The sequence below is a fragment of the Rhodopirellula europaea 6C genome, from assembly GCF_000338295.1.
Classification (GTDB): Bacteria; Planctomycetota; Planctomycetia; order Pirellulales; family Pirellulaceae; genus Rhodopirellula; species Rhodopirellula europaea.
On sequence record NZ_ANMO01000168.1, the window covers coordinates 61,509 to 83,019 of the forward strand.

Below are 21,511 nucleotides of genomic sequence, written 5' to 3' on the forward strand. Positions count from 1 at the left end.
CCCCAATGCACCTGCCAACCAAACAGCAGAACCACGGAGCCGGATCGGCCGACTGATTATACGCCCTGGTCGAGCTGTTGTTGACGCATCCGTCGACGTTTTCGTTGTTCGTCGGTCACTTCCGCGGCACAACGTGAACAAGCCACGCCACGTTCGTAATCGGAATGCTGCTTCATTTCCGGGGTCAATGGCCATCCACATCCGTGGCACAACTCATACGCCCCGGCCTGCAACTGGTGATCGACCGCGACGCGATTGTCGAACACAAAACATTCGCCCTGCCAACGAGATTCCTCTTCGGGCATCTTTTCCAAATAATTCAGAATCCCGCCGCGCAGGTGGTACACCTCTTCGAATCCGCGTTCCTTCAAATATGCGGTCGACTTTTCGCACCGGATCCCCCCGGTGCAAAACATCGCGACTTTGGGGTGCTTCTTCGGATCCAAGTTCTCTTCGACAAACTTGGGGAATTCGCGAAAGGATTCCGTGTGAGGGTTGACAGCACCCTCGAACGTGCCGATCTCGATTTCGTAATCGTTTCGCGTATCGATCAGCGTGACATCGGGATCATCGACCAACGCATTCCAATCCTGGGGCTCGATGTAGGTGCCAACCGATCGCAGCGGATCGATGCTCGACACGCCCATCGTCACGATCTCGCGTTTCAGCCGAACCTTGGTTTTGCGAAACGGGATCTCTTCGCAGTACGACCATTTGACATCCATTCCTCGAAAAGGAGTGGCTTTGTCATCAAGCTCCATCGACCGAAGCCACTCAACGAATGGCTCCATCAACTTCCGAGGCCCCGCGATCGTTCCGTTGATACCTTCGCCGGCGAGCAACAACGAGCCACGAATACCCTCGTCCGACATTCGCTGACGGAACGGCTCCCGCAGCGATTCAAATTGCGGCAATGGAGTGAAGCAATACAGTGCCGCGACGGCCACCGGTAAATCAGCGGCACCAGCCTCGGCGGGCAATTCGGTTGAAACGGAAGAAGCGTGTGATTCGGTCATGGCCGAAAACTTACCAATTCATTTGACCCATTGCAGCCAAGCATCCACGTAGGCAATCGGAGTCATGTTCATCCCCGCCTGAAAAGCCTGCGGGAATGGCTGGCCCGATTGCAGGTTTCGCAGCACGGCGTCAAAGCCCCGTCGATTCTGCCGAGACAGCAAGGACTCCGCGATCGCAACCGCCATCCGGTCGGCTCGCTCGGGCGGCAACTTTCCATTGAGGAAATCCTTGCCTGACTTCAAGCTGCCCACCGCGGTGACCAATTCGGCCTGCCGTCGCATGTTCGCATTTCGATCGCGTTTGGACTCCCCACCCGAAATCGCGGTCCCGAGTCCTTGAGCAAACCATCGTGGCACACCTTCGCCGCGACTGACCACCGCAAGGCTGGCAACCGGAGCCACAACCCGCTCGGCAATTTCTTCTTCGCTCGCACGTTCCGATGCGACGACCGCGACGTAAGCACGGATGCCGTCGTACTTCCAATGAGACAGCCACTCGGCGGGCACGCTACGGCCCTCGACCATTTTCGCAAACTCGCTGTAGTCATACCGCTTTGGCAAAACATAGATCGAAGCTTTGCCATGGAAGAAATCCTCCGGCGAGCCATCGGCCTTGGGCAAAAACTTGCGAGCCTGTTGGAGAGCGGCTTCTGCCGACTCCGCTACCGTTTCGAGCGTCGCCGGCGAGACTTCCCCCCAAACTGCGAAGTGGTCGCTTTGGTGATTTTGCAATCGATTGACATCAGCCCCCGCCAACCGGAATTCATCTTCCGCAATCTCCGCTCGCCGCTGACTGACCTCGGAGGATGCCGCCGCGGACAACCAAGCCTGAGCGGTGACAACCTTCATCGGCGTTTGCACGAGAGCTTCATCCACCTTGGCACCTTCGCTGATCCACGTCGAAATCAGTTGGATGTCATTGTCAGAAAGAGGCGGACGTCCACCTGCGGGCATTCGATCGCCAGCGCTGCCGCGAAGTTTTTGAACGAGCAGGCTTGCTTCGCCATCACCAGGTTTCATCACGGATCCGCTGTCGCCGCCTCGAAGCATTTGAGCGAGCGTGTCCATTCGTAAACCGCCGCGAGTCTGCATCGCGTCCAAGTGACACCCGGTACAGTTCTCCACCAACAGCGGTGCCACGTCCTTCGAGAACGAAACGGTTTCATTGCCGGTTGGCTTGCCGACCATCGTCGGCTGATCGGGTTCTGGTGTCGCTGGCGTGTCGGGAGTTGCCTCGCCGCTTTTCAAGCTGGTCAGCATCGCGGTGGGATCAGGGCCATCAAACTTGGCACCTTGCGTGACCCACTGCTTCAACGTGTCCAATTGTTCCTTGCTGACTTTTCCTCCGCCGCGAGGCATGTCGCCGGTTTCGATCGTTTCAATCAATCGACTGGCAATCACATCACCGGGAAAAACTACGACTCCCTCGGGGGGCCCTTCCATCAACTTGGCAAACGTCGGCATCGCGAATCCACCTTTGCTGCCGCGAATGTGACAGCTGCCACATTTGTCGACCAAAATCGGTGCGACCTCCGAGACAAAACTGACGCCATCGGTACTGGGCTGATCCGACGGATCCGACGATGATTCGGCCATTGGCTCGGTCGTCGCCTTGGGTCGTTGCGGAATTCGGAATGGCGGCAGCGTGACTCCTTCCAGTTCCAGCATCGCGCGAGCGTTGACGATTCGGCGCATCATCGGCAGCAATGCATCGTGCAGCTCGGATGACTCGGCATTGCCGGCTACCTCGATCTGCTTGATCGCTTTTCGAAGTGCCTCACCCGACGTCTCGTAGTCGCCGCCGGCATACGCGGCACCGGCTCGCTTCACCTGCATATCGACCGACTGAACAATCGTTCGCGATCTCGCATCCAGCGGTTTGGCGACCCTTCGCGGATTGGTTTCTTGCCCAACAGCCGGAGCGATTCCACCGGAAAAGGACACCAGTGCCGTCCCAGCAAGCAACGTCACCGCCGCGAAAGCGCGGAGGGCCGGGCGGCGAACGTTCCACTTTGAAACGATCGAAATCCCCTTTGAAACGACCTGAATCATCGTCACCAACATCTTTGTTCGAGTATCTGCCAATCACTCCATCATAGACCACAAACGCAGTTCTTCCCGAAAAAGACTCACTCGCCGTGCGGTCGTTGCCTCAACGAACACTCGCAACCGGCATCACGCCGCCCTCGCCATCCGGGCCTCCCCTGCCCTGCTCCGCCGCAATCTTCGCACTCGAACGCGACTGCCGGCTCGCTTGGCCCTTCCCCGTTTCCCCCTTGCTCTTTTACACTGCCGCATTGGCCTTTCCCGCAATATCCGGCAAGAACACGATGACCTCTTCTGCGAACACCACCTCGCCCGCCATCGCTGAAACCACTTGGCTGACCGACCAACGCATCTTGGTCCTCGATTTTGGATCGCAATACGCGCAACTGATCGCCCGCCGCGTTCGCGAACAAAATGTGTATTGCCAAATCGTTCGCCATGACATCTCCGCCGAACGCATCGCGGAACTGGCTCCCAAGGGCATCATCCTCTCGGGCGGCCCCAACAGCGTTTACGAAGAAGGTGCCCCGAAGTGCGACGAAGGATTGTTCGACCTGGGTATCCCCGTCCTCGGCATCTGCTACGGGATGCAGCTCGCCTGCCAAGCCCTCGGCGGCAAAGTCGACAACACCCCCAGCCGCGAGTATGGCCGAGCGATGTGCGACTTCGTCGATCGCGATTCAATCTTCCGCGGCATGCAAGAATCCGAACAAGTCTGGATGAGCCACGGTGACCAGGTCTCACAGATCGCCGATCAGTTCACCGCGATGGCCAAGACATCGACTTGCCCCTACGCCGCGATTCGCCACAACGAACGTCCCGTGTTTGGAATGCAATTCCACCCGGAAGTCACGCACACGCCACACGGTGGCCAAATCCTTCGCAACTTTGTCATCGACGTCTGCGGTTGCGATGGCAGTTGGAAACTCGGCGACTTCGCCGATGCAGCAATCGAATCCATTCGAAAACAAGTCGGCGACAAACGCGTCATCTGCGGCCTGTCCGGCGGAGTCGACTCATCGGTCGTCGCCGCGTTGCTCTACAAAGCCATCGGGCCACAACTGTCTTGCATCTTGGTCGACAACGGTCTGCTTCGTAAGAACGAACAACAGATCGTCTTGGAAGAGTTCAGCAACCACTTCAAGACCGACCTGCACGTCGTCGAAGCCGAAGACCGATTCCTGGCCGACCTGGCGGGCATCGATGAACCGCAAGAGAAACGTCGCCGCATTGGCCACGCCTTCATCGAATGCTTCAAAGACGAAGCCGCGAGAATCGAAGACGCACACTTCTTGGCTCAAGGAACGCTGTACCCCGACGTGATCGAAAGCGGTGCCGACAAAGACGGCCCGGCCGCCACGATCAAGCTGCACCACAATGTCGGCGGACTTCCTGAAGAATTGGGGTTTGAATTGATCGAACCTCTGCGAGACTTATTCAAAGACGAAGTGCGTCGCCTTGGTTTGGAACTGGGCCTGCCCGAACAACTCGTTTGGCGTCACCCTTTCCCCGGCCCCGGATTGGCCGTGCGTTGCCTGGGTGAAATCACCCGAGACAAATTGGCGGTGCTTCGAGAAGCCGATGCGATCGTGGTCGAAGAAATCGAAAACGCGGGACTGTACCGAGACACCAGCCAAGCGTTCGCGGTTTTGCTGCCGGTGCAAAGCGTCGGTGTGATGGGCGATGCCCGCACCTACGACAACGCCGTCGCGGTTCGCTGCGTCAACACAGACGACTTCATGACCGCGGACTGGAGTCACCTGCCCTACGAACTGCTGGCTCGCATCAGCACCCGAATCATCAACGAAGTCAAAGGCGTCAACCGAGTCTGCTACGACATCAGCAGCAAACCGCCAGCGACGATCGAATGGGAGTGATGCCCGCCACGGCATCCACTCGCATTCATTCACTTTGCAATTCAAACAACTGCAACCGTATTCTCCGCCTCCACCTTCAGCCCTCCAAGCGAAAACATGGCCGGTCAATTCATTTACCAAATCATCGACCTGACCAAAAAACACGGTCAACGCAAGATCCTCGAGAACGTCAACCTCGCCTTTTACCCCGGTGCAAAGATCGGTGTGCTCGGCCCCAACGGTGCCGGTAAATCCACCCTGCTGAAAATCATGGCGGGCATGGACACCGAGTTCGAAGGCACCGCCCGATTGGGCAAAGGCTTCACGGTCGGCTACCTCGAACAAGAGCCACCGCTCGATCCGACCAAGACCGTTTTTGAAAACGTTCAAGAGGCCGTCGCGGAACGCCAAGCCATTGTGGACCGCTACAACGAAATCAGCGGTTTGCTCGGTGAAGTCACCGACGACGACGAGATGCAAAAACTCTGCGATGAGATGGCGACGTTGCAAGACATCATCGACGCCAACAACCTGTGGGAACTTGATCGCTTCGTCGAAATGTCGATGGCGGTCATGAACTTGCCACCCAAAGACGCTGAGATCACCAACCTGTCCGGTGGCGAAAAACGCCGCGTCGCACTTTGCCAGTTGCTCATTCGCCAACCCGACTTGCTGCTGCTCGACGAACCGACCAACCACCTCGATGCCGAATCCGTTTCGTGGTTGGAACAACACTTGGCCAACTACCAAGGCACCGTTGTGGCGGTCACTCACGATCGTTACTTCCTGGACAACGTGGCCCAGTGGATCCTCGAAGTCGATCGCGGCCGCGGCATCCCGTTCGAAGGCAACTACAGCGCGTGGTTGGAAAACCGTGCCAAACGAATGGCTCTGGAAGAACGCCAACAAAAGGCTCGCGAAAAGAACTTGGCTCGCGAATTGGAATGGATCCGGATGAGCCCCAAGGCTCGCCAAGCCAAATCGAAGGCCCGGATCAAATCCTACGAACAAATGTCGGCCGAACAGTTCGAGGATCGTCCCGACGATTTGGAAATCCAAATCCCATCGGGCAAACACCTCGGCTCGTTGGTCATCGAAGCTCAGCACGTCAACAAAGCGTTTGGCGAAAAGACACTGATGACCGACATGAACTTCCGTTTGCCGCCCGGCGGGATCGTCGGCATCATCGGCCCCAACGGTGCGGGCAAGACGACTTTGTTCAAGATGCTGACCGGACAAGAACCAGTCGACAGCGGCGAAATCAAAATCGGTGAAACCGTCGACCTCGGTTACGTCGATCAATCTCGCGACAAACTGGATCCGAACAAAACGATCTATCAAGAGATCAGTGGCGGTCACGATTCGTTCGAAATGGGCGGCCGTGTCATGCACGCTCGCACCTACGTTTCGCGATTCAACTTCAAAGGCCCCGACCAAGAAAAGAAAGTCGGTGTGCTCTCCGGTGGTGAACGCAACCGAGTTCACTTGGCGTCGCTGCTTCGCAAAGGCTGCAATGTGTTGCTGCTGGACGAACCAACGAACGACCTCGACGTCGACACATTGCGTGCTCTCGAAGAAGCAATCGCGAACTTTGCGGGTTGCGTTGTTGTGACGTCGCACGACCGCTGGTTCCTCGATCGCCTTGCAACCCATATCCTTGCTTTCGAAGGCGACGGCAAAGTGGTTTGGTGCGAAGGCAACTTTGACACCTACGAACGCAATCGTCGTGAACGCATGGGCGAAGACGCCGACGACGATTCGCCTAAATCCCGATACAAGAGCATTCACGCGGGCTGATCCAGCCTCGCGATCGCTACCTCCGCGACACTCGCGGAGGATCTCAATTCATTCACCCATCTGTTTCCTTTCCACCTTTTCAAATTCATGACGATTCTGCGCACAGGCACCAACGAAAAGTACGCCGAGGGCTTTGAAGCCGCTTTCGGTGGCGGAACTCCCGCCTCGAAAAAGACCGCAAAGAAAACAACCAAGAAGGCAGCTAAAAAGGCCAGCAAGAAAGCCAAGACTCAGCCCGCTCAATCCAAGAAGAAATCCGCTAAGAAGTCGGTGAAGAAAGCGGCCAAGAAGAGCGTTAAAAAGGCTGTCAAAGCCAAAGCAACGACCAAGAAGGCAGTCAAAAAAGCCGACCAAAAAAATCGGTCAAGAAGTCTGTCAAAAAGACCGCGAAAAAGTCGGTCAAGAAATCGGCTAAGAAGGCAAAAAAGAAGAGCTGAATGCGTTTTGGGGAGTGGCCGGGAAAGCCAAGCGTTTTCCCGTGCCCCTCGACATAACCGGCACGTCCTCCACAATGACGTCGCCCCCGCCAAGCGTCCCGCCTTCCAACTATCTTCGGTTCCCTTGATGCCTGCCTCACCGTCCCGCGAACCCAACGGCAACCTGCCCGACCATCAATTGGCCGCCGCAGCCTGGTCGCCGCCTTCGCAAGACGTCCGCACGGCACTCCAAGCCCTCATCGGATACCTGAACTTCTCGTCCGGCCCCGCACCGACCGCGGTGTTCTCAGCCTGGAACCAAGTTCATGACGAAGCTTCCGGCGGAGATGTCCTCAATGGGCCGCCTCCATTCTTGATCATGCGAGACTGGTTGGAAGAAGCCGCCCAGTCGCTGCAGAAAAGCTCGCCCGCGTTTGCAAACGTTGATCGCGCCCTCGGTTTGATCAATCTCCTTTGGTCGGGACTCTTGCCGGCCTACTTGGATTTCCATCGCGACCTGCTGTTCCACCAACCTCCGGAACTGCTCTTCAACGGTTTCTTCCTGGGACGTTGTGCCGAAGTCATGGTGCAGCAAATCGGTGAAGACGAATCCATCGGCAGCGTGGACGACGAATCCGCTCGCTTGCGTCAAATCATCGGCACGCTGAACGACTATGTCGGCTACCGCCCAGTCGCAGTCCTCGAAAATCGTGCGTGCCAACCTTACGCTCACGAATTCGTTCGACCGATCCCGCAAATGGTCCAAGGTGCTGGCATCACCGCCGGACCGTATCGCGAATTGATCGAGCGTGCGGTGCGAGCGATCGAAGAAGCTCCCGAGGACATCCTGCGTTCTGCGGCAATGGATCCAAACCAACTGCGTGAGCTTTGCTTGGACCCACGAGCGTATGACTTTGACCATCCGGTCAATCGCCGACCGAACTATCACTTCGGCGGATGGGATGAACATGCGATCGATGCCGATGGACGCTACGACCGGTTCATCCTTCGCAGCGTGACCCTGGATTCGTTGCTCGCACGAGTCAATGAAACGCCAGAACTCCCGCGTGACGAACTGCTTGAAGAAGCCGCTTCGGTCTTGGCCGGCACGATGTTGATGGCATCGGGCATCTCCGGTTGGGGGCCCGGTTGTTACAGCAGCGATGTGACGCTTCGATCGCTGATGGTTCCGATCGCCAACTTCCGCGATGAGTTTTACAACTGGCGGATATCTCAGATTGGTGGCGAGCACGGCCAACGCTTGCTCGACGAAGTGAAAACGCGACATCAAGCCTTCGGTGCCGCTCGTCAAAATTTGAACGCCGCTCTGGCACGCCGTCGTGCCATCCAGTTGCAACACGTTCAACTCGCTCGCATCTACGCTCGCTTGGGATATCCCGATTCGGCGACCAAGCAAGCCGACGTGGTTCCGGCCACCTCCGCCCGCTTGATGTGCCGCATCGACTGCGGGATGACATTGGGTCTGCGTGCCCTGCGTACGGATCGCTTCCCCGACGCTGTGGAAGTTCCCGAGCAAACGTTTGATTTGATCCGCCGCGCGATCGAGTGCGGTGCATTGATGGACCCGTGGGACATCCTGGGCTTCACCGGCAATTTCAGTCTGTATCCGGGGATTGAAAATTCGATCCACGACAGCCGACTCGATGAGTTGCTGTACATCATCGAAAACCTGTTTGGTTACATCGCTCGCGTGTGGAGCGAAGCGGCCGCTCGCGATGACGAAGCCGCCTACGAACGAATGGACCGTCAGTACCGTGAAGTCGCCCAGTGGTGGCGAACTTTCGCGGCACACACGGTCGAATCCGTCGAAGCAACAGATCCTTGGGAATCATACGAGTCCGCTCGTTTGGTCGCACAAGCCTTGCGGTTGTGGCATCGTGGCGGTGCCCAACGAGGCGATATCGCGTTCTGGGCACCTCACGCGGATTTGTTCGATTCACCACGAGCTTACATGCTGGTGATCTCGGCACTGCTGGAACGCAAAGACTTCATTCCCGCTCAAGCTCTGTTGATCCACTGGTTGTGCCAAGCCGATCGAGTTGGACTTCGCAGCGGAGCGAACTCGTTGCCTCGTCTGACCGAACGCTGGTTGCTGCAACTTCGCGATCACATGCGAGAGGACTCTTACGAGCTCTGGCCACGCGTCAACAAATTCTTTGACTACCTCGAAGCCAACGCGGAATCGTTTTGGTCTGCACCACGCTTCGAAGTTGGCGACGATGAACCCCGTGATCGACATCGCGACAACTGGGAACAAGAGTTGGCCGAAGCCAACGAAGATCCATTCGGATCACCAGAAGAAGATGAAGAAGCGGGACTGTTTGATGCGGCGTATGAAAACGTCAGCTATCGCGACACGACCGATGACGGAAACGAAGGTTCGATCTTTGACACCAGCAGCGACAGCAGCAGTGTCGATGAACTCGAAGCCGAAGTGAAACGACTGGCCAGCCGTCTCGACTTCCTGCAGTCGTTGGCTCGCATGTGGGCGGTTGGTGCCGACGTCGCACTCACCGAAATTCACGCCGCGACGGAGTCGACCGATCCAGCCGACTCGCCCGCCCCCCAGCGCCGACAACAACAGATCGAAGCGTTGTCCGCATGGGCTCGCCGAGCAGTTGCCAACCGAATCGGATTGCTCGAATTGCTTGGCGATGTCCGAGCCTACAAAATCAAACCGGCTGGCACAGACAAAGATTCCATGCGAATCTACGATCGCCGCCGAGTTCTTCGCGACAGCCTGATGGAACGAGTCATCACCACCGCGGTGGAAATGGCGGACGCGAGACGATTGATCGCCAGTGCTCTCGGAGCTCTGCAAGGCAAACTGCCTGAGGACGTGGGCGAAGAATTTGCCGAAGATGACGCTGGCGCGATTGAGTTGTTCTCCGCTCTCATCGCTGGCGACTCCGAACGAGCCCGTGAGCGGTTCCCGACCTTCATCGAAGCGGTCCTCAATCGCAGCTTGCTTTACATCCCGCTTTCTCGTGGCGGTGACCCGGTCAAGATTTATGTGACCCGGTTGCGAGAACGAGTGCTCCGGCACCTGCTGCACTGGTTGCCACGTCGCGGCTTGTTCGCAGAAACCTGCCGGCTGATTGAAACCGCTCGCCAAATGGAACAACGGCATCCAATCGGTGCCGGTGCTGTCACTGAGTTTGACGGTTTGTATCGTGCCGGGTATCGATCGTTGGTTGGCTCGATCGCCGAAGCCGTTCTGCATGCCACGGCCGGCGAACCGCCCTCCCCTGCTCCGGCCGAACCTCAATCCGCCACGCGAGAACTCAGCGTCACGGACCAAGACGCGATTGCTGATCGGTTGATTCCGTTGTTGGAACGACTGACCGAAACGATGCTTGGCAGTTGGCTCGCGCACAGCCAAACGCTTCGCCTGTCACCGCTCGAAGCCGTCAGTGATCCAGCGAAATGGGAACGTTTGGTCGAGTTCATCAAGCTTTACGGCGACCCAATCTTCACCCAAGGTTTCTTGCAACTGAGCAACGTTCGCGCGGTGCTGCACCAAGATGTCTCGTCCTGGCTGGAACGAGCGATGACCGATGGTGATGACCTGCTGGAAGACACCCAACTTTTTCGCGATCTCGAAATTGGCAAGATCAAGATCAACGAAGCCTCGCGTTGGATCACGCTGGTCTTCGAATCGTTGCTTGATCACCACGCGGAATACCAAGACTACAACAGCACAACGACACAGAGCGATCGCGGCGAACTGATCTACACGTTCCTCGATTTCTTGCGTCTGCGGACTCGATACGAACGCGTCGCTTGGAATTTGAAACCGATCATGTGGACCCACGAAGTCCTCGTGCGAATGGGCCTCGATCAAACGTCTTTGGGTTGGCGTGAAAGCCTCAACGAACGCATTGCAGCTGAAGCCGAACTCTACGTCCAAAAGCTTCGCGAATTGCAACGTCGGCATTCCATGCGAATGCCAACCATCGCCGATCGTATCGAAGAACGATTCGTCCAACCGATGACGATCGACCGAATGCGATCACTTGTCGAACCCGCCATGAGCGATGCGGAAGCGGACCGCTTTAGCGCCGCGTTCGAACAACTCGAAGCAGAAGCCAACGAACTTTCGCGTACTCCCGTTGGCGTTGGACTCGATCTTCCGCCTTGGTTGAGTGCTCTGGAAGACGAAGTGGAAAAGATCGGGAAACGGAATCTGATCAGCGAGATCGACCCGCAAGAATTGATGACCATTCCCGTCAGCCCACTGACTCTGGACGAACTCAAAACGCAACTCGCGACAGCCCAAACGCAAGGCCGCCGGTTGCCTCACATGCGTCGTCGCAAATCGTAAGACGGACGTAGCTCTGTTTCTTGGCCGGATTTGCGCACCACCGATGCGCACGCGGACGAGCCGACGAACAGCTTCGCCTCCGAGCGGGACGTCTTGATTTCGAAAGTGACGAGCAAACTGGGCGATGATTTTTCAGCGGAATCTCGAAAAGTCAAAAAAACTTTGGCTCCAATCTGACTAAAAATCACGTCGCGAGATGTGGTTTCCGCTGTCGACGCGAAAGACATTGCAGGAACCCTGGGGAATGATCCGCTCCTCTAAGGCCTTAGACACACCCCATCTCGCCTATTTTAGCGAGTAAGGAGCATGCAACGGCGTGATTCAAGTGCAGCGTACAAGGTGCCGATCTAGATTGGCTCTCCCTTATCGCACCGATATACTCCCGGCTTCTAGTCTCGTCCTTGAAACGTTGAAAATCGATGTCCAACACGCTTTCCGCTCCGCCGAATGCTTCTCCGACCGACACCTCGTTTCCACACCTTGATTTGTCATCGGAACTAGCTCGTCACCTGACAATCACGCTAGGACACGACTTCACAGGCGACTCGACGGACAAACAAAACAGCGAATACCTTTACCAAGCTCTGGCGATCACGGTACGTGATCGCTTGGTACCGATCTGGCTGGAGACCTGGAAGAAAACCTGCCAGAGCGACGATCGCAAGGTTTACTATCTGTCACTTGAATTCTTGATCGGCCGGTCACTCACCAACGCCGTCGAAAACCTCGACTTGGACGAAGACGTCCGCAAAGCTTTGCGAGCCTACAGCGTCGGGATGGAAGAAGTCGCTGACAAGGAACTTGATGCTGGGTTGGGCAACGGTGGCCTCGGTCGTTTGGCCGCATGTTTCCTGGACAGTTGTGCGAACCTGCAGCTTCCAGTGGTTGGCTACGGCATCCGTTACGAATACGGGATGTTCCACCAACACATCGAAGACGGACGACAAGTCGAGGATCCCGACCGTTGGTTGCGTGACGGCAACCCATGGGAAATCAAACGCCCCGAAGACACGCGTCGCGTTCGCTTCTACGGTCGCACCGAGAACTACTACGACGAACACGGAACGCTGCGTCCTCGCTTGGTTGACTCGCACGATGTTCTTGCCGTCCCATTCGACATGCCCGTCCCTGGGTATCGCAACGACACGGTCAACACGCTGCGTCTGTGGAAAGCATCGACGACCGACGTCTTCAACCTCAGCGAGTTCAACGCGGGCTCGTACCCCGAAGCCGTCGCGGCCAAGAACGACGCCGAGCAAATCTCCATGGTGTTGTACCCCAACGACGCCAGCGAAAACGGCAAGGAGCTGCGTCTGAAACAACAGTACTTCCTCGTTTCGTCTTCCTTGCAAGACGTGATCGCTCGTTGGGTGGAACAGCACGGCGAAGACTTCAGCGACTTTGGACGCAAGAACTGCTTCCAGCTCAATGACACGCACCCCGCCTGTGCCGTTCCTGAACTCATGCGATTGTTGATGGATGAGCATGGACTGGAATGGGACGACGCTTGGGACGTGGTCACACGCTGCATGGCGTACACCAACCACACATTGCTTCCGGAAGCCTTGGAACGATGGTCGGTCGGTTTGTTCAGCCGCCTGCTGCCACGTCTGCTCGATATCATTTACGAGATCAACGCTCGGTTCTTGAAACTGGTCGACCAGCAGTGGCCTGGTGACGTTGCAATGCGTCGCGAAATGTCACTGATTGAAGAAGGCGACAACCCACACATCCGAATGGCGTACTTGGCCATCGTCGGAAGTTTCTCGGTCAACGGTGTTGCTGGTTTGCACACGCAATTGTTGGAATCAGGGCTGTTCAAACACTTCAACACGCTGTGGCCTCGCAAGTTCAACAATAAAACAAACGGCGTGACCCAACGTCGTTGGTTGTCGCACTGCAACCCAGGCCTGCGTGATCTTCTCAACGAAACCATCGGCGAAGGTTGGCAGAAAGACCTGACCAAGATCAAAGAGTTGGCTCCGCATGCAGCCGACGCCGACTTCCGCAAGAAGTGGATTGAAGTCAAGCAACAAAACAAAGCTCGCTTGTCTGATTTGGTCGTCGCCGAAACCGGCGTTCGTTTCGATACGTCGTTCATGTTCGACGTTCAAGTCAAACGAATTCACGAGTACAAGCGTCAACTGTTGAACGTGCTGCATATCGTGCACCTGTACGATCGCATTCTGCGTGGTGAAACCGCGGGCATGGTTCCACGCTGTGTCTTGATCGGTGGGAAAGCAGCCCCCGGCTACCACGTTGCGAAGTTGATCGTGAAGCTGATCAACGATGTTGCCAAAAAGGTCAACAATCACCCCGCAGCCAACGACCTGTTGAAAGTGGTGTTCTTCCCGAACTACCGCGTTTCGTCGATGGAAGTGATCTGCCCGGCAACCGAGTTGTCGGAGCAAATTTCAACCGCCGGTAAAGAAGCTTCTGGCACGGGCAACATGAAGTTCATGATGAACGGTGCGTTGACGATCGGCACGCTCGATGGAGCCAACATCGAAATCCGCGAAAACGCGGGTGCCGAGAACTTTTTCTTGTTCGGCTTGGACGCATCCGAAGTCGCCGAATTGAAGAAGGACTATCGTCCCAACGAAATCATTGCTGCTGATGAGGACATCGTTCGCATCATGAACCTGTTGGAAAGCGGACACTTCAACCCTGACAATCCAGGCTTGTTTGATTTGTTGACCAGCGGATTGCGTAACCCTCAGGATCCTTGGGTCACCATCGCCGACCTTCGTGCGTACATCGACGCTCAAGGCGAAGTAGGCAAGGCCTACCAAGATGTTGATCACTGGAATCAGATGAGCATCCTGAATACCGCAGGCAGCGGGTGGTTCAGCAGCGACCGAACGATCCAGCAATACGCGGACGACATTTGGGACGTGCGACCACTGTCGTAATGCCAATCTGATCATTCCAAACAAAAAGGGCTCGATGAGAAACCACCGAGCCCCTTTTTGTTTAATGAGCGTGAGTTACCGGGACAAACCTATGCCAGGCCCAACCTATGCTGGCCCGAGCCCCATCGCACGTCGCCATGCGCTGAACTGTCCGATATGAAGCATCATGTGGCCGCTTAGATAGAAACCATGCAGCGATCCAACGGTGCTGAACTTCTCGCGAAGATGCTCGGTCGGGTTCGGCGACGAAAAAACCGCATCGTCAGCATTCAGCAATGCCTCGATCGCAGCTTCGTGCGACGCAAAGAACTTCTCCACAACTTCTTCCATCGGCGGATACAGGGTGCCGTTGGGATCGTCCAAACACTTTGCATTCTTCGAGAACAATGCATCGTATTTGTCAGAAGGCTTCACCGCCGAGGCGTCGGCACCGACTTGCTCAACCACTTGCCAAGGATACTGCGATAAATGCCCAAGGATGAACGCTGGATGATTGGACTCGATGACAGTGTCGCCAACCACGGCGAAACGAGCGAACTGCTCCTGAGTCACTCCGGTCATCAGTCGTTTGGTGTATCCCATACAAAGCCGACCCGAGTCAGCGATCATTTGTCCGATCATGTTGTTTCTCTACGAGGTGCAATTCAATCCTGCTGTTTTAGCTACCTTCCAAACCGAAAGTAAGCCAGGCCCAAACGTAGAACATCGCCCTGGAAGAACAATCGTTCCGTCTAGCTTTCACAATGGGCACCGGCGATACCACCCCGACGCGGAGCACATACCTGTGTTGCATTCTCTTTGAATGATCGTTCGTGCTACTCGATGTGAATCATCACACGAGACATTCGCGGAACGACGCCTCGAACCTGAACGCAGCCAGGCATTTGGCCAGCCGAATCCTTCACAGAACAGCCTGAGACTCTGTCTGGTGATGTTGCGATGACTTTTGCCACCAACGATTCTCCACGCAACTGACATCGTGCCGCAACCAATAGTCACGAACCCAATCGACGGGACCACGACCGAATTTGCGTTTGGTTCCCCAGTAGTAATCGCCTTGAGGCACCACATCGATTGGCCGAGGATTGCCGTGGAATACCACGACCTTCGCTTTTGCCGGACGCTTGATCTCAGGAAAAATCTGATTGAATGGGTAGTACTTCAGGCAATGCCATTTGAAGCTAGCGGTCCATTCAAACGGCCAATAGCGAACATCGTCGACGTGCTCGGTTAAGAAGTCTTGGTCCAGTGGAAAACGCTCGAAGCATTCGGATTGATTCTCGTTGAATCGATGGAACAGCTCGGCTTGTTCACCGGGATAAAAACCCAGGATTGACCCTTGAACGCCTCGATCGGGTCGCATCCTCAATGGAGCCAGATTCCATAGCGTCGGATTCCACTCTCGCAATGCATGAAAGCCTCGCTCAGCCTCCAAACGATCAAAGAACCCGTCGAGGTTCTGGTTAACCACCACGTCGAGATCTAAATACAGCGTTGGCTCATCTGCGGGTAGAACGCCCGGTGCCAGAATCGACAGCTTGGGCCAGCAACCTTTTCGCCGGCGTTGCAATGGGATTCCCAGATCCGGCATTTGGATTCCTTCGACACCGTCGGTCAATCCAACCACGTTGTCGGTGACGCAGACAAAACGGTGAGGACGGTTCAAATTAGCCGCTACGGCGTTCCTCAACACTGTGACATACGATGCTGGGAACGCGTCCAACCAACGGGTGCAGACAACGGTCGCCATGTGATTTCGCCATCCATGATTGGGTTGAGTTGGGGGGCGGTTCCCCTTCCAAGTGTCCGCCGGACCATACTCAACTAGCAAATCAGAATCCAGACCGAAATCTGCCCTCTATGCTGCACGTTTCATTCCTTCATCTAAGCATTCCGTTTCTCTCAAAGTGGGCACAACAGGTGACAGTGCCTCGCAAACCGCTTCTTCGGAAAGCCAGTTTTGAAGGGTATCCGCATTTCGGATCATCCAAATCGCGACAGTCATCATCATGGTGTAACCAAACACCTCAACGGTTTCCTCCGCAGTCACCCACTTCGATCGCTCAAACAATTCGGCCAAAACGAAGCAAGCCGCAAATGGAATGGCGGGCCAAACGAACGTCGGCGAGAACCACAATTTGCGATCCTCTGGGAATTTGAGCCAGGCGTATGCGACACGCGACAGCCAAATGCAAACTGCAACGGCAATGACCCCATGCTTCCAGGTAGCGGAAATCGCGAAGCCCACGCTATCAGCGGTTTGATGGGCACCATCGGACAGGCTTGCCTGGCTCACAGCAGATGGAACTTCTCGAGCCGCTCCCGCAACCGCGACGCAAACCAGGGCGACCGCGATACTTTGCCAGCTTGAAGATTTCACCCGAAGCAACGCCAAACAACCGGCGATTGCCGTACAGATCAGCACCATCAACTGAGCAGACTCAAGAGCCCCATTTTCGCCGGTCAACCATTGCTCCGGTAGCGAATCACTCAGCAGGTAGTTCGTCGCCCACAAGCCACCACAGCCAACGCCGGTCACCAACAGCGAATCTCGTATCACCTTTTGGTATGGCCACCGCATCCAACGCGATTGCTCTTTGACGAGTGATGTTTGAACATCGTCCGAATCGTTCTTCATTGCCATTGATGCGGATACTTCATTCGAGGTTGGATGGAATTGGGCGACCAAACGAAGCAACCGCTCTCCGATTGCGAGCACGGCATGCTCGGTGCGAGAGTCGGGGCCACCGTAGATTGGGATTTTCCTTGCAAACCGGGACGCAAAGTCCCGTAACAAAAATCTTGAGACGGCGGGGTTTGCGGTCCACATCTGGACGATGAACGCAGCCGAACCAACCACGGGAATCGCCCCAACACAAAGGGCATGCCGATGCGGGACATCATGAGATCGATTTGCTAGCAAACTAAAAAGCGTGACAAGAGTTCTCGCCGCAGGCAGGATCATGATCGGCAACACGGCAAACCAGACACTACCGCCAGTCAAAGCCATCGCGATTCCGCCGACCTTCAAAGGGGTGATCAACGGGTAGAGAAACTTGATGGCCAGGTGCATTCCCAAACCGCGTGAATAGACTGCTAGTTGGGGCCCACTGAACTGGGAATGAAGGCTCTTTGCTTCTTCTTCAGTCAACCATTTGCGGGACTGCCAGCGTCGGGTCGTCGCTCGGAACGCCTTGCGTCCAACGGCAATTTGATAGCTCCCGCGGAACAGCAAAGCTCGTATCTGACAATTTCGGCGGGCACGTCGACTTGGATCGACCAAATAGCGATGCACGCCTGCCGTGGTTGAATAACGAAGCAAGCGGTGTCCGATGAACCCTAAACTCGACGTAGGTCTGGTTCGCCTGGAACATCGTTGCTGTTCACACAGAGCTTTCACCTGCCGGCGTCGGTATTTCGTCCAGAAGGCGGATCGAACACGGCTTTCCGTTGCAAATCGACGGACCCGTTCCTGATGAGATTGGTTTGCAAGGCAGGACTGGAGCCATCGGCCCAACACGCTCGGCGGACACAGGCCCAGCATCCACATCAATGCGAAAAACCAAAAGCTGGTCTCCAAGCCCGACGCGTTTTCTGGATCGACCACGCGTTGTTGCTGCCATCGATCAATGCAAGTTCGCCGATAGTGGGCTCGTCGTTGAGCTGACAACCAGGTCCATGGCCGACGAGTTGGTGCAATCTCTCCTGCTTTCCATTGCTCATCCACGGCAACCAAAGCTTCCACATCAGCGGACAGTTCAGCGGCCAGATCCCGTTCACCTCTCAGAACAAGCCGGTCACACAACTCGGCACAGGAAGCTCGAAGTTTCCGCGAATCCAAATCATCAAAGGGAAAGACTGCCCCTCGACGCCAGCTTTGCCACAGATACCGCCAGACCAAAATTGCCGGTATCCCGGACTCCAAGTCGATGATGGTATGGCGAAGACTTCTTGGCGAATCGGCTTCCGGTCCATCTGAATGAACAACACGCAGCCCCGGATGCTCCGAGAGCAATAGGTTTGCGGTCGACACCATGGCTCCCGGCGAAACCTGCCAACCGGAGCCCACCAACCCAAAATCGATCAATTGCCGTTCAACCCGCCTCATCTCGGCGACCAAACCAGCCATCTCGTTTTCCGCAGCCACCAGGTTGGAATTGGCACAGGTTGGGATTGGACCACGACCTTCGACAAAACTCGCGGCGAGAACGTAGGCATCGCGATTGCGATCGTAGCGGACGTATGCAGGCAGCGCGACATCAACCGAACTTTCGCGTTCATCGCAAGTTGCGGATGCCTCTAGCATCCGCGAGACCACTCGCCGGCGATAGAAACAGGCCAAAATCGCGTGCTGATTCGATTGATAAGCGAAGGGTGCGGCAAAGGCCAATCGGTAGATGCAGCGAGTCAATAAGCCAGGTGCGAAGACCTTTTCGACGAAACACTGACTCCGGCCGTCATCCCACGAAGCCTCGACCAACTCGGCCGTGGCAGCTCGTCCGTGCCCAAGCGTGCGAATCAGACGCACGTTGTCAGGAGCATCCGAAACGCAACGATGCGAAACCACACCGGCGTCCTCCGAGATTTCACCGAACTGGCAGGTGTTCGATAATCTCGTCACGGGGGATCTCAAATCGACAGAATGAATCGAACACGAAAATTTCATGAACGTTCGATACTAACTCTCGAATCCCGCCGTCAATCGCAAGAAGTCAGCGTTGGCGGTCGAAGTCGCACATTCTGGAATCAATTTCGGCTCTGCGCCGGCAGCCCGTCGTCGCTGGGGACAAAGAACGCGTCAAAGTCACCCCCTGAATTGGCGGTCCCCTCCAAGTCGTATTCTTCGGACACCAGCGACCCCAACCAAGCTTGGATCCGATTGGCACCGTCCGCGTGCGAATGGTGAGTCGCCACTTCACTGGCGTAATTGATCAAATCATAAACCCGAGCCTTGCTAGGTAAGATCCGGCGGCGTTTGTCACTCAGCGCGTCCAGATTTGCTAGGCCGTAAAGCTCGTTCAGGTCTCCTGCGAGCGAACGAAACCGACCAATCAAACCATCCTGCGTCAGTTGCTTGTCCCGACGCAGGGACTCTAGCAACTCGTTCAGTCGAAGACACTCGTGCACCGACGCCCATGAAGTCTGACTTGATTCGAATCGCTGTCGCAGGGCCGCATAGCCGTCGCCGTTGTCAAACGATTCAATCGCCCGGACAATGCAGTGTTCCATGTTCTTGCCGACCGGCACATCGCTGCGGAATGCCTTGGCGTGCCCGATCATTCCGTTGCTGCACACCAACCGCAGCATCGACAGAAACAGTCGGGGATGCCCATAGCCATCGACCGGAGTCTCCAAACAAAACCGGTCGCGGAACTGATCACCACCGATCGCGAATTGACGACTGCCACCGCGGGGTGCATGCGTACTGGTCACAACTCCGTTGTGGTACCGAATGTCGTCGCCTCCATTGCCATCTAGCAAACTGCGAATGTCGTCGTAGCGGATGATCGGTCGATTGGGATTGGTCACGGCCAACAATTGGTCCGATCGCTTCGACGAAGAACTCGGTGATCGAGCGATGCAGTAGCGAAATGTCACATCGTCTCGCTGTGACTGAATCCGCGAAAAGACTTCGTCAGGACGGAAATAGCGGAACACGTTTTCCGCGATTCCGAACCGAGTGAAGAACGATCGCCAGAACCGACGAGTGGCGACAACCGGCTGCCCATCAATTTCCAGTTCACGCAGACTGATCCGGCCACCGGGAGAACGATGCACAGCCCCGACTTGGATGTCGCCAACGCTGGCCAGTGCATAACTGAAACGAGGAGAGGTTTGGGATTCGCTTGAGATCGTTGATGAAGTCGACATGATTGGTTTCCGTGAATGGGGTCAAAAATTCGATTGAATGCGTGAACTGCGAGTCCGGTGCTAGCGAGCCAACCGGTGCATACGACGACGCGGCCGATGAGCGGCAATGAGTTTCGGCAGACTCACGTTGGCCTTTGCGACTCGCTGACGAGCAGCCATGGCCATCGCGTCCAACTGGCGGTTGCCAGCGATGCTTCGCCAACCGTATTCGGTCCACAAATACTGCTCGGCGGGGATCGCCGTTCGCATCATTGGGTGCCGTGTATGCCGACACTGAACGACCTGCTTGATCGGTTCCGATTCGCATTTGCGAAGACCACGTCCGGCCATTTGAATCGTGGTTCCCTGACCGCTCGGCCGACAGAACACGGTCTTCAACGTCGGACAATCAAAACCTTCGGTGAGGATCGCCATGTTGATCAGCACGTCGGTATGACCTTCGATGAAGTCGGCTAACTGACGATCGCGATTCGTTTTCGCGGTCACCACATCGCTGCGAATACCCGCTTCGTCCAACCGCGACTTCAGTTCGTCACACTCCGTTTGTTTGTGAAAGAACACCAGCGACTTCCCCCATCGCTCTGGTTCATCGATCAACAAGTCAGCCAATGACTGTGGCGTGTACTCCTCAATCGTGTAGTGGTGATAGGCGCTCAAAAACCCATCCGCGATCAAGTGAGCAATGCCCGCATCTCGAATCACATTTTCGAAACACAGTTTGACACGGTCGGTTCGATATGGCGTCGCGGACAATCCCAGCGTCCATCGCGGTTGAATTTGCCCATGCAAGTTGGCCATGCTTGTCGCCGCATCATGTTGTGCCTCGTCGATCACCAACAAATCCACATCCGGCGGTTCCTTGTCAAACATGCTGATCAAATGCATGTCGAGTCCAAACTGTCGACGAACGTTTTCCGCTTGAGCTTGGGCCAACAGATTTCTCCGCATCGCGACCCAACCGACTCGAATACCGAATGTACGCTGCATGATCGCAGCGATGGCCAATCCCATCACCGTCTTACCGCTTCCGGTGGGACTTTCAATCAGAACGCTGGCTGGGCGTGAACCGCCCTGCCCTGCCCCGTCGAACTCAGAACAAGTCTCAGGTTTGCCACACCCAAACGCGTTGAGTGTTCGCCGGATGATGCGGTGTTGATACGGGCGGGGTTGAATCGCAAATCCATCCAAATCCAAGTTGGAGGACGGCTCGGATGAGATCGCTGGCAAAATCGCAGTGGACATCGTGTTCCCT

At 56.0% G+C, this 21,511-nt stretch carries 11 protein-coding genes; 4 read left to right on the forward strand and 7 right to left on the reverse strand.

The features are described 5' to 3' along the window. Positions 1-56 precede the first annotated feature (56 nt). Positions 57-1,016: an oxygen-dependent tRNA uridine(34) hydroxylase TrhO gene (gene trhO / locus RE6C_RS17555; protein WP_008658647.1), complete on the reverse strand. Its 960-nt coding sequence runs from the start codon at positions 1,014-1,016 to the stop codon at positions 57-59. A gap of 18 nt (positions 1,017-1,034) precedes the next feature. Further along, a complete protein-coding gene (locus tag RE6C_RS17560) occupies positions 1,035-3,080 on the reverse strand; it encodes a c-type cytochrome domain-containing protein (RefSeq protein WP_008658648.1) in 2,046 nt (681 codons plus the stop codon). 266 nt (positions 3,081-3,346) lie between these two features. Here RE6C_RS17560 and guaA point away from each other — a divergent pair, with 266 nt between their 5' ends. The 4 genes from guaA (at position 3,347) to RE6C_RS17590 (ending at position 14,388) form a co-directional block, all read left to right on the forward strand. Next, positions 3,347-4,939 carry a glutamine-hydrolyzing GMP synthase gene (gene guaA, locus RE6C_RS17565; protein ID WP_051073327.1) on the forward strand — a complete coding sequence of 531 codons (1,593 nt, stop codon included), beginning with the start codon at positions 3,347-3,349 and terminating at the stop codon, positions 4,937-4,939. 96 nt (positions 4,940-5,035) lie between these two features. Further along, entirely contained in the window at positions 5,036-6,715 is a 1,680-nt protein-coding gene (gene ettA, locus RE6C_RS17570) for an energy-dependent translational throttle protein EttA (RefSeq protein ID WP_008658651.1), read from the forward strand. 564 nt (positions 6,716-7,279) lie between these two features. Beyond that, positions 7,280-11,476 (forward strand): hypothetical protein, encoded by a 4,197-nt coding sequence (locus RE6C_RS17580; protein WP_039962389.1) that lies wholly within the window; start codon positions 7,280-7,282, stop codon positions 11,474-11,476. Positions 11,477-11,895: 419 nt separating this feature from the next. Continuing rightward, the gene (locus RE6C_RS17590) at positions 11,896-14,388 is read left to right on the forward strand and encodes a glycogen/starch/alpha-glucan phosphorylase (RefSeq protein ID WP_008658656.1); all 2,493 of its coding nucleotides are present in this window, start codon (positions 11,896-11,898) and stop codon (positions 14,386-14,388) included. A 105-nt stretch (positions 14,389-14,493) separates the two neighbouring features. On the opposite strand, the gene RE6C_RS17595 is transcribed toward RE6C_RS17590, so the two are convergent. From RE6C_RS17595 to RE6C_RS17615, 5 genes are all read right to left on the reverse strand, one after another. Beyond that, entirely contained in the window at positions 14,494-15,009 is a 516-nt protein-coding gene (locus RE6C_RS17595) for a DinB family protein (protein ID WP_039962391.1), read from the reverse strand. Between the two features lie 280 nt (positions 15,010-15,289). After that, positions 15,290-16,138, reverse strand: coding sequence for a glycosyl transferase (locus RE6C_RS17600; protein WP_008658660.1), 849 nt, complete (start codon positions 16,136-16,138; stop codon positions 15,290-15,292). Between the two features lie 108 nt (positions 16,139-16,246). Next, positions 16,247-19,009, reverse strand: coding sequence for a hypothetical protein (locus RE6C_RS17605; protein ID WP_236618304.1), 2,763 nt, complete (start codon positions 19,007-19,009; stop codon positions 16,247-16,249). Between the two features lie 125 nt (positions 19,010-19,134). Further along, positions 19,135-20,259: a DUF932 domain-containing protein gene (locus RE6C_RS17610; RefSeq protein ID WP_008658663.1), complete on the reverse strand. Its 1,125-nt coding sequence runs from the start codon at positions 20,257-20,259 to the stop codon at positions 19,135-19,137. A gap of 60 nt (positions 20,260-20,319) precedes the next feature. Next, on the reverse strand, positions 20,320-21,501 hold the full coding sequence (locus RE6C_RS17615) for a DEAD/DEAH box helicase (RefSeq protein ID WP_008658664.1): 1,182 nt from the start codon (positions 21,499-21,501) through the stop codon (positions 20,320-20,322). Positions 21,502-21,511 lie beyond the last annotated feature (10 nt).

Excerpts from the sequence above, each read along its gene's own strand:
- RE6C_RS17590 (WP_008658656.1), top strand. The coding sequence starts at position 11,896 with ATGTCCAACACGCTTTCCGCTCCGCCGAATGCTTCTCCGACCGACACC.
- ettA (WP_008658651.1), top strand. The coding sequence starts at position 5,036 with ATGGCCGGTCAATTCATTTACCAAATCATCGACCTGACCAAAAAACAC.
- RE6C_RS17580 (WP_039962389.1), top strand. The coding sequence starts at position 7,280 with ATGCCTGCCTCACCGTCCCGCGAACCCAACGGCAACCTGCCCGACCAT.
- guaA (WP_051073327.1), top strand. The coding sequence starts at position 3,347 with ATGACCTCTTCTGCGAACACCACCTCGCCCGCCATCGCTGAAACCACT.
- RE6C_RS17595 (WP_039962391.1), bottom strand. The coding sequence starts at position 15,009 with ATGATCGGACAAATGATCGCTGACTCGGGTCGGCTTTGTATGGGATAC.
- RE6C_RS17610 (WP_008658663.1), bottom strand. The coding sequence starts at position 20,259 with ATGTCGACTTCATCAACGATCTCAAGCGAATCCCAAACCTCTCCTCGT.
- RE6C_RS17615 (WP_008658664.1), bottom strand. The coding sequence starts at position 21,501 with ATGTCCACTGCGATTTTGCCAGCGATCTCATCCGAGCCGTCCTCCAAC.
- RE6C_RS17600 (WP_008658660.1), bottom strand. The coding sequence starts at position 16,138 with ATGGCGACCGTTGTCTGCACCCGTTGGTTGGACGCGTTCCCAGCATCG.
- RE6C_RS17560 (WP_008658648.1), bottom strand. The coding sequence starts at position 3,080 with ATGTTGGTGACGATGATTCAGGTCGTTTCAAAGGGGATTTCGATCGTT.
- trhO (WP_008658647.1), bottom strand. The coding sequence starts at position 1,016 with ATGACCGAATCACACGCTTCTTCCGTTTCAACCGAATTGCCCGCCGAG.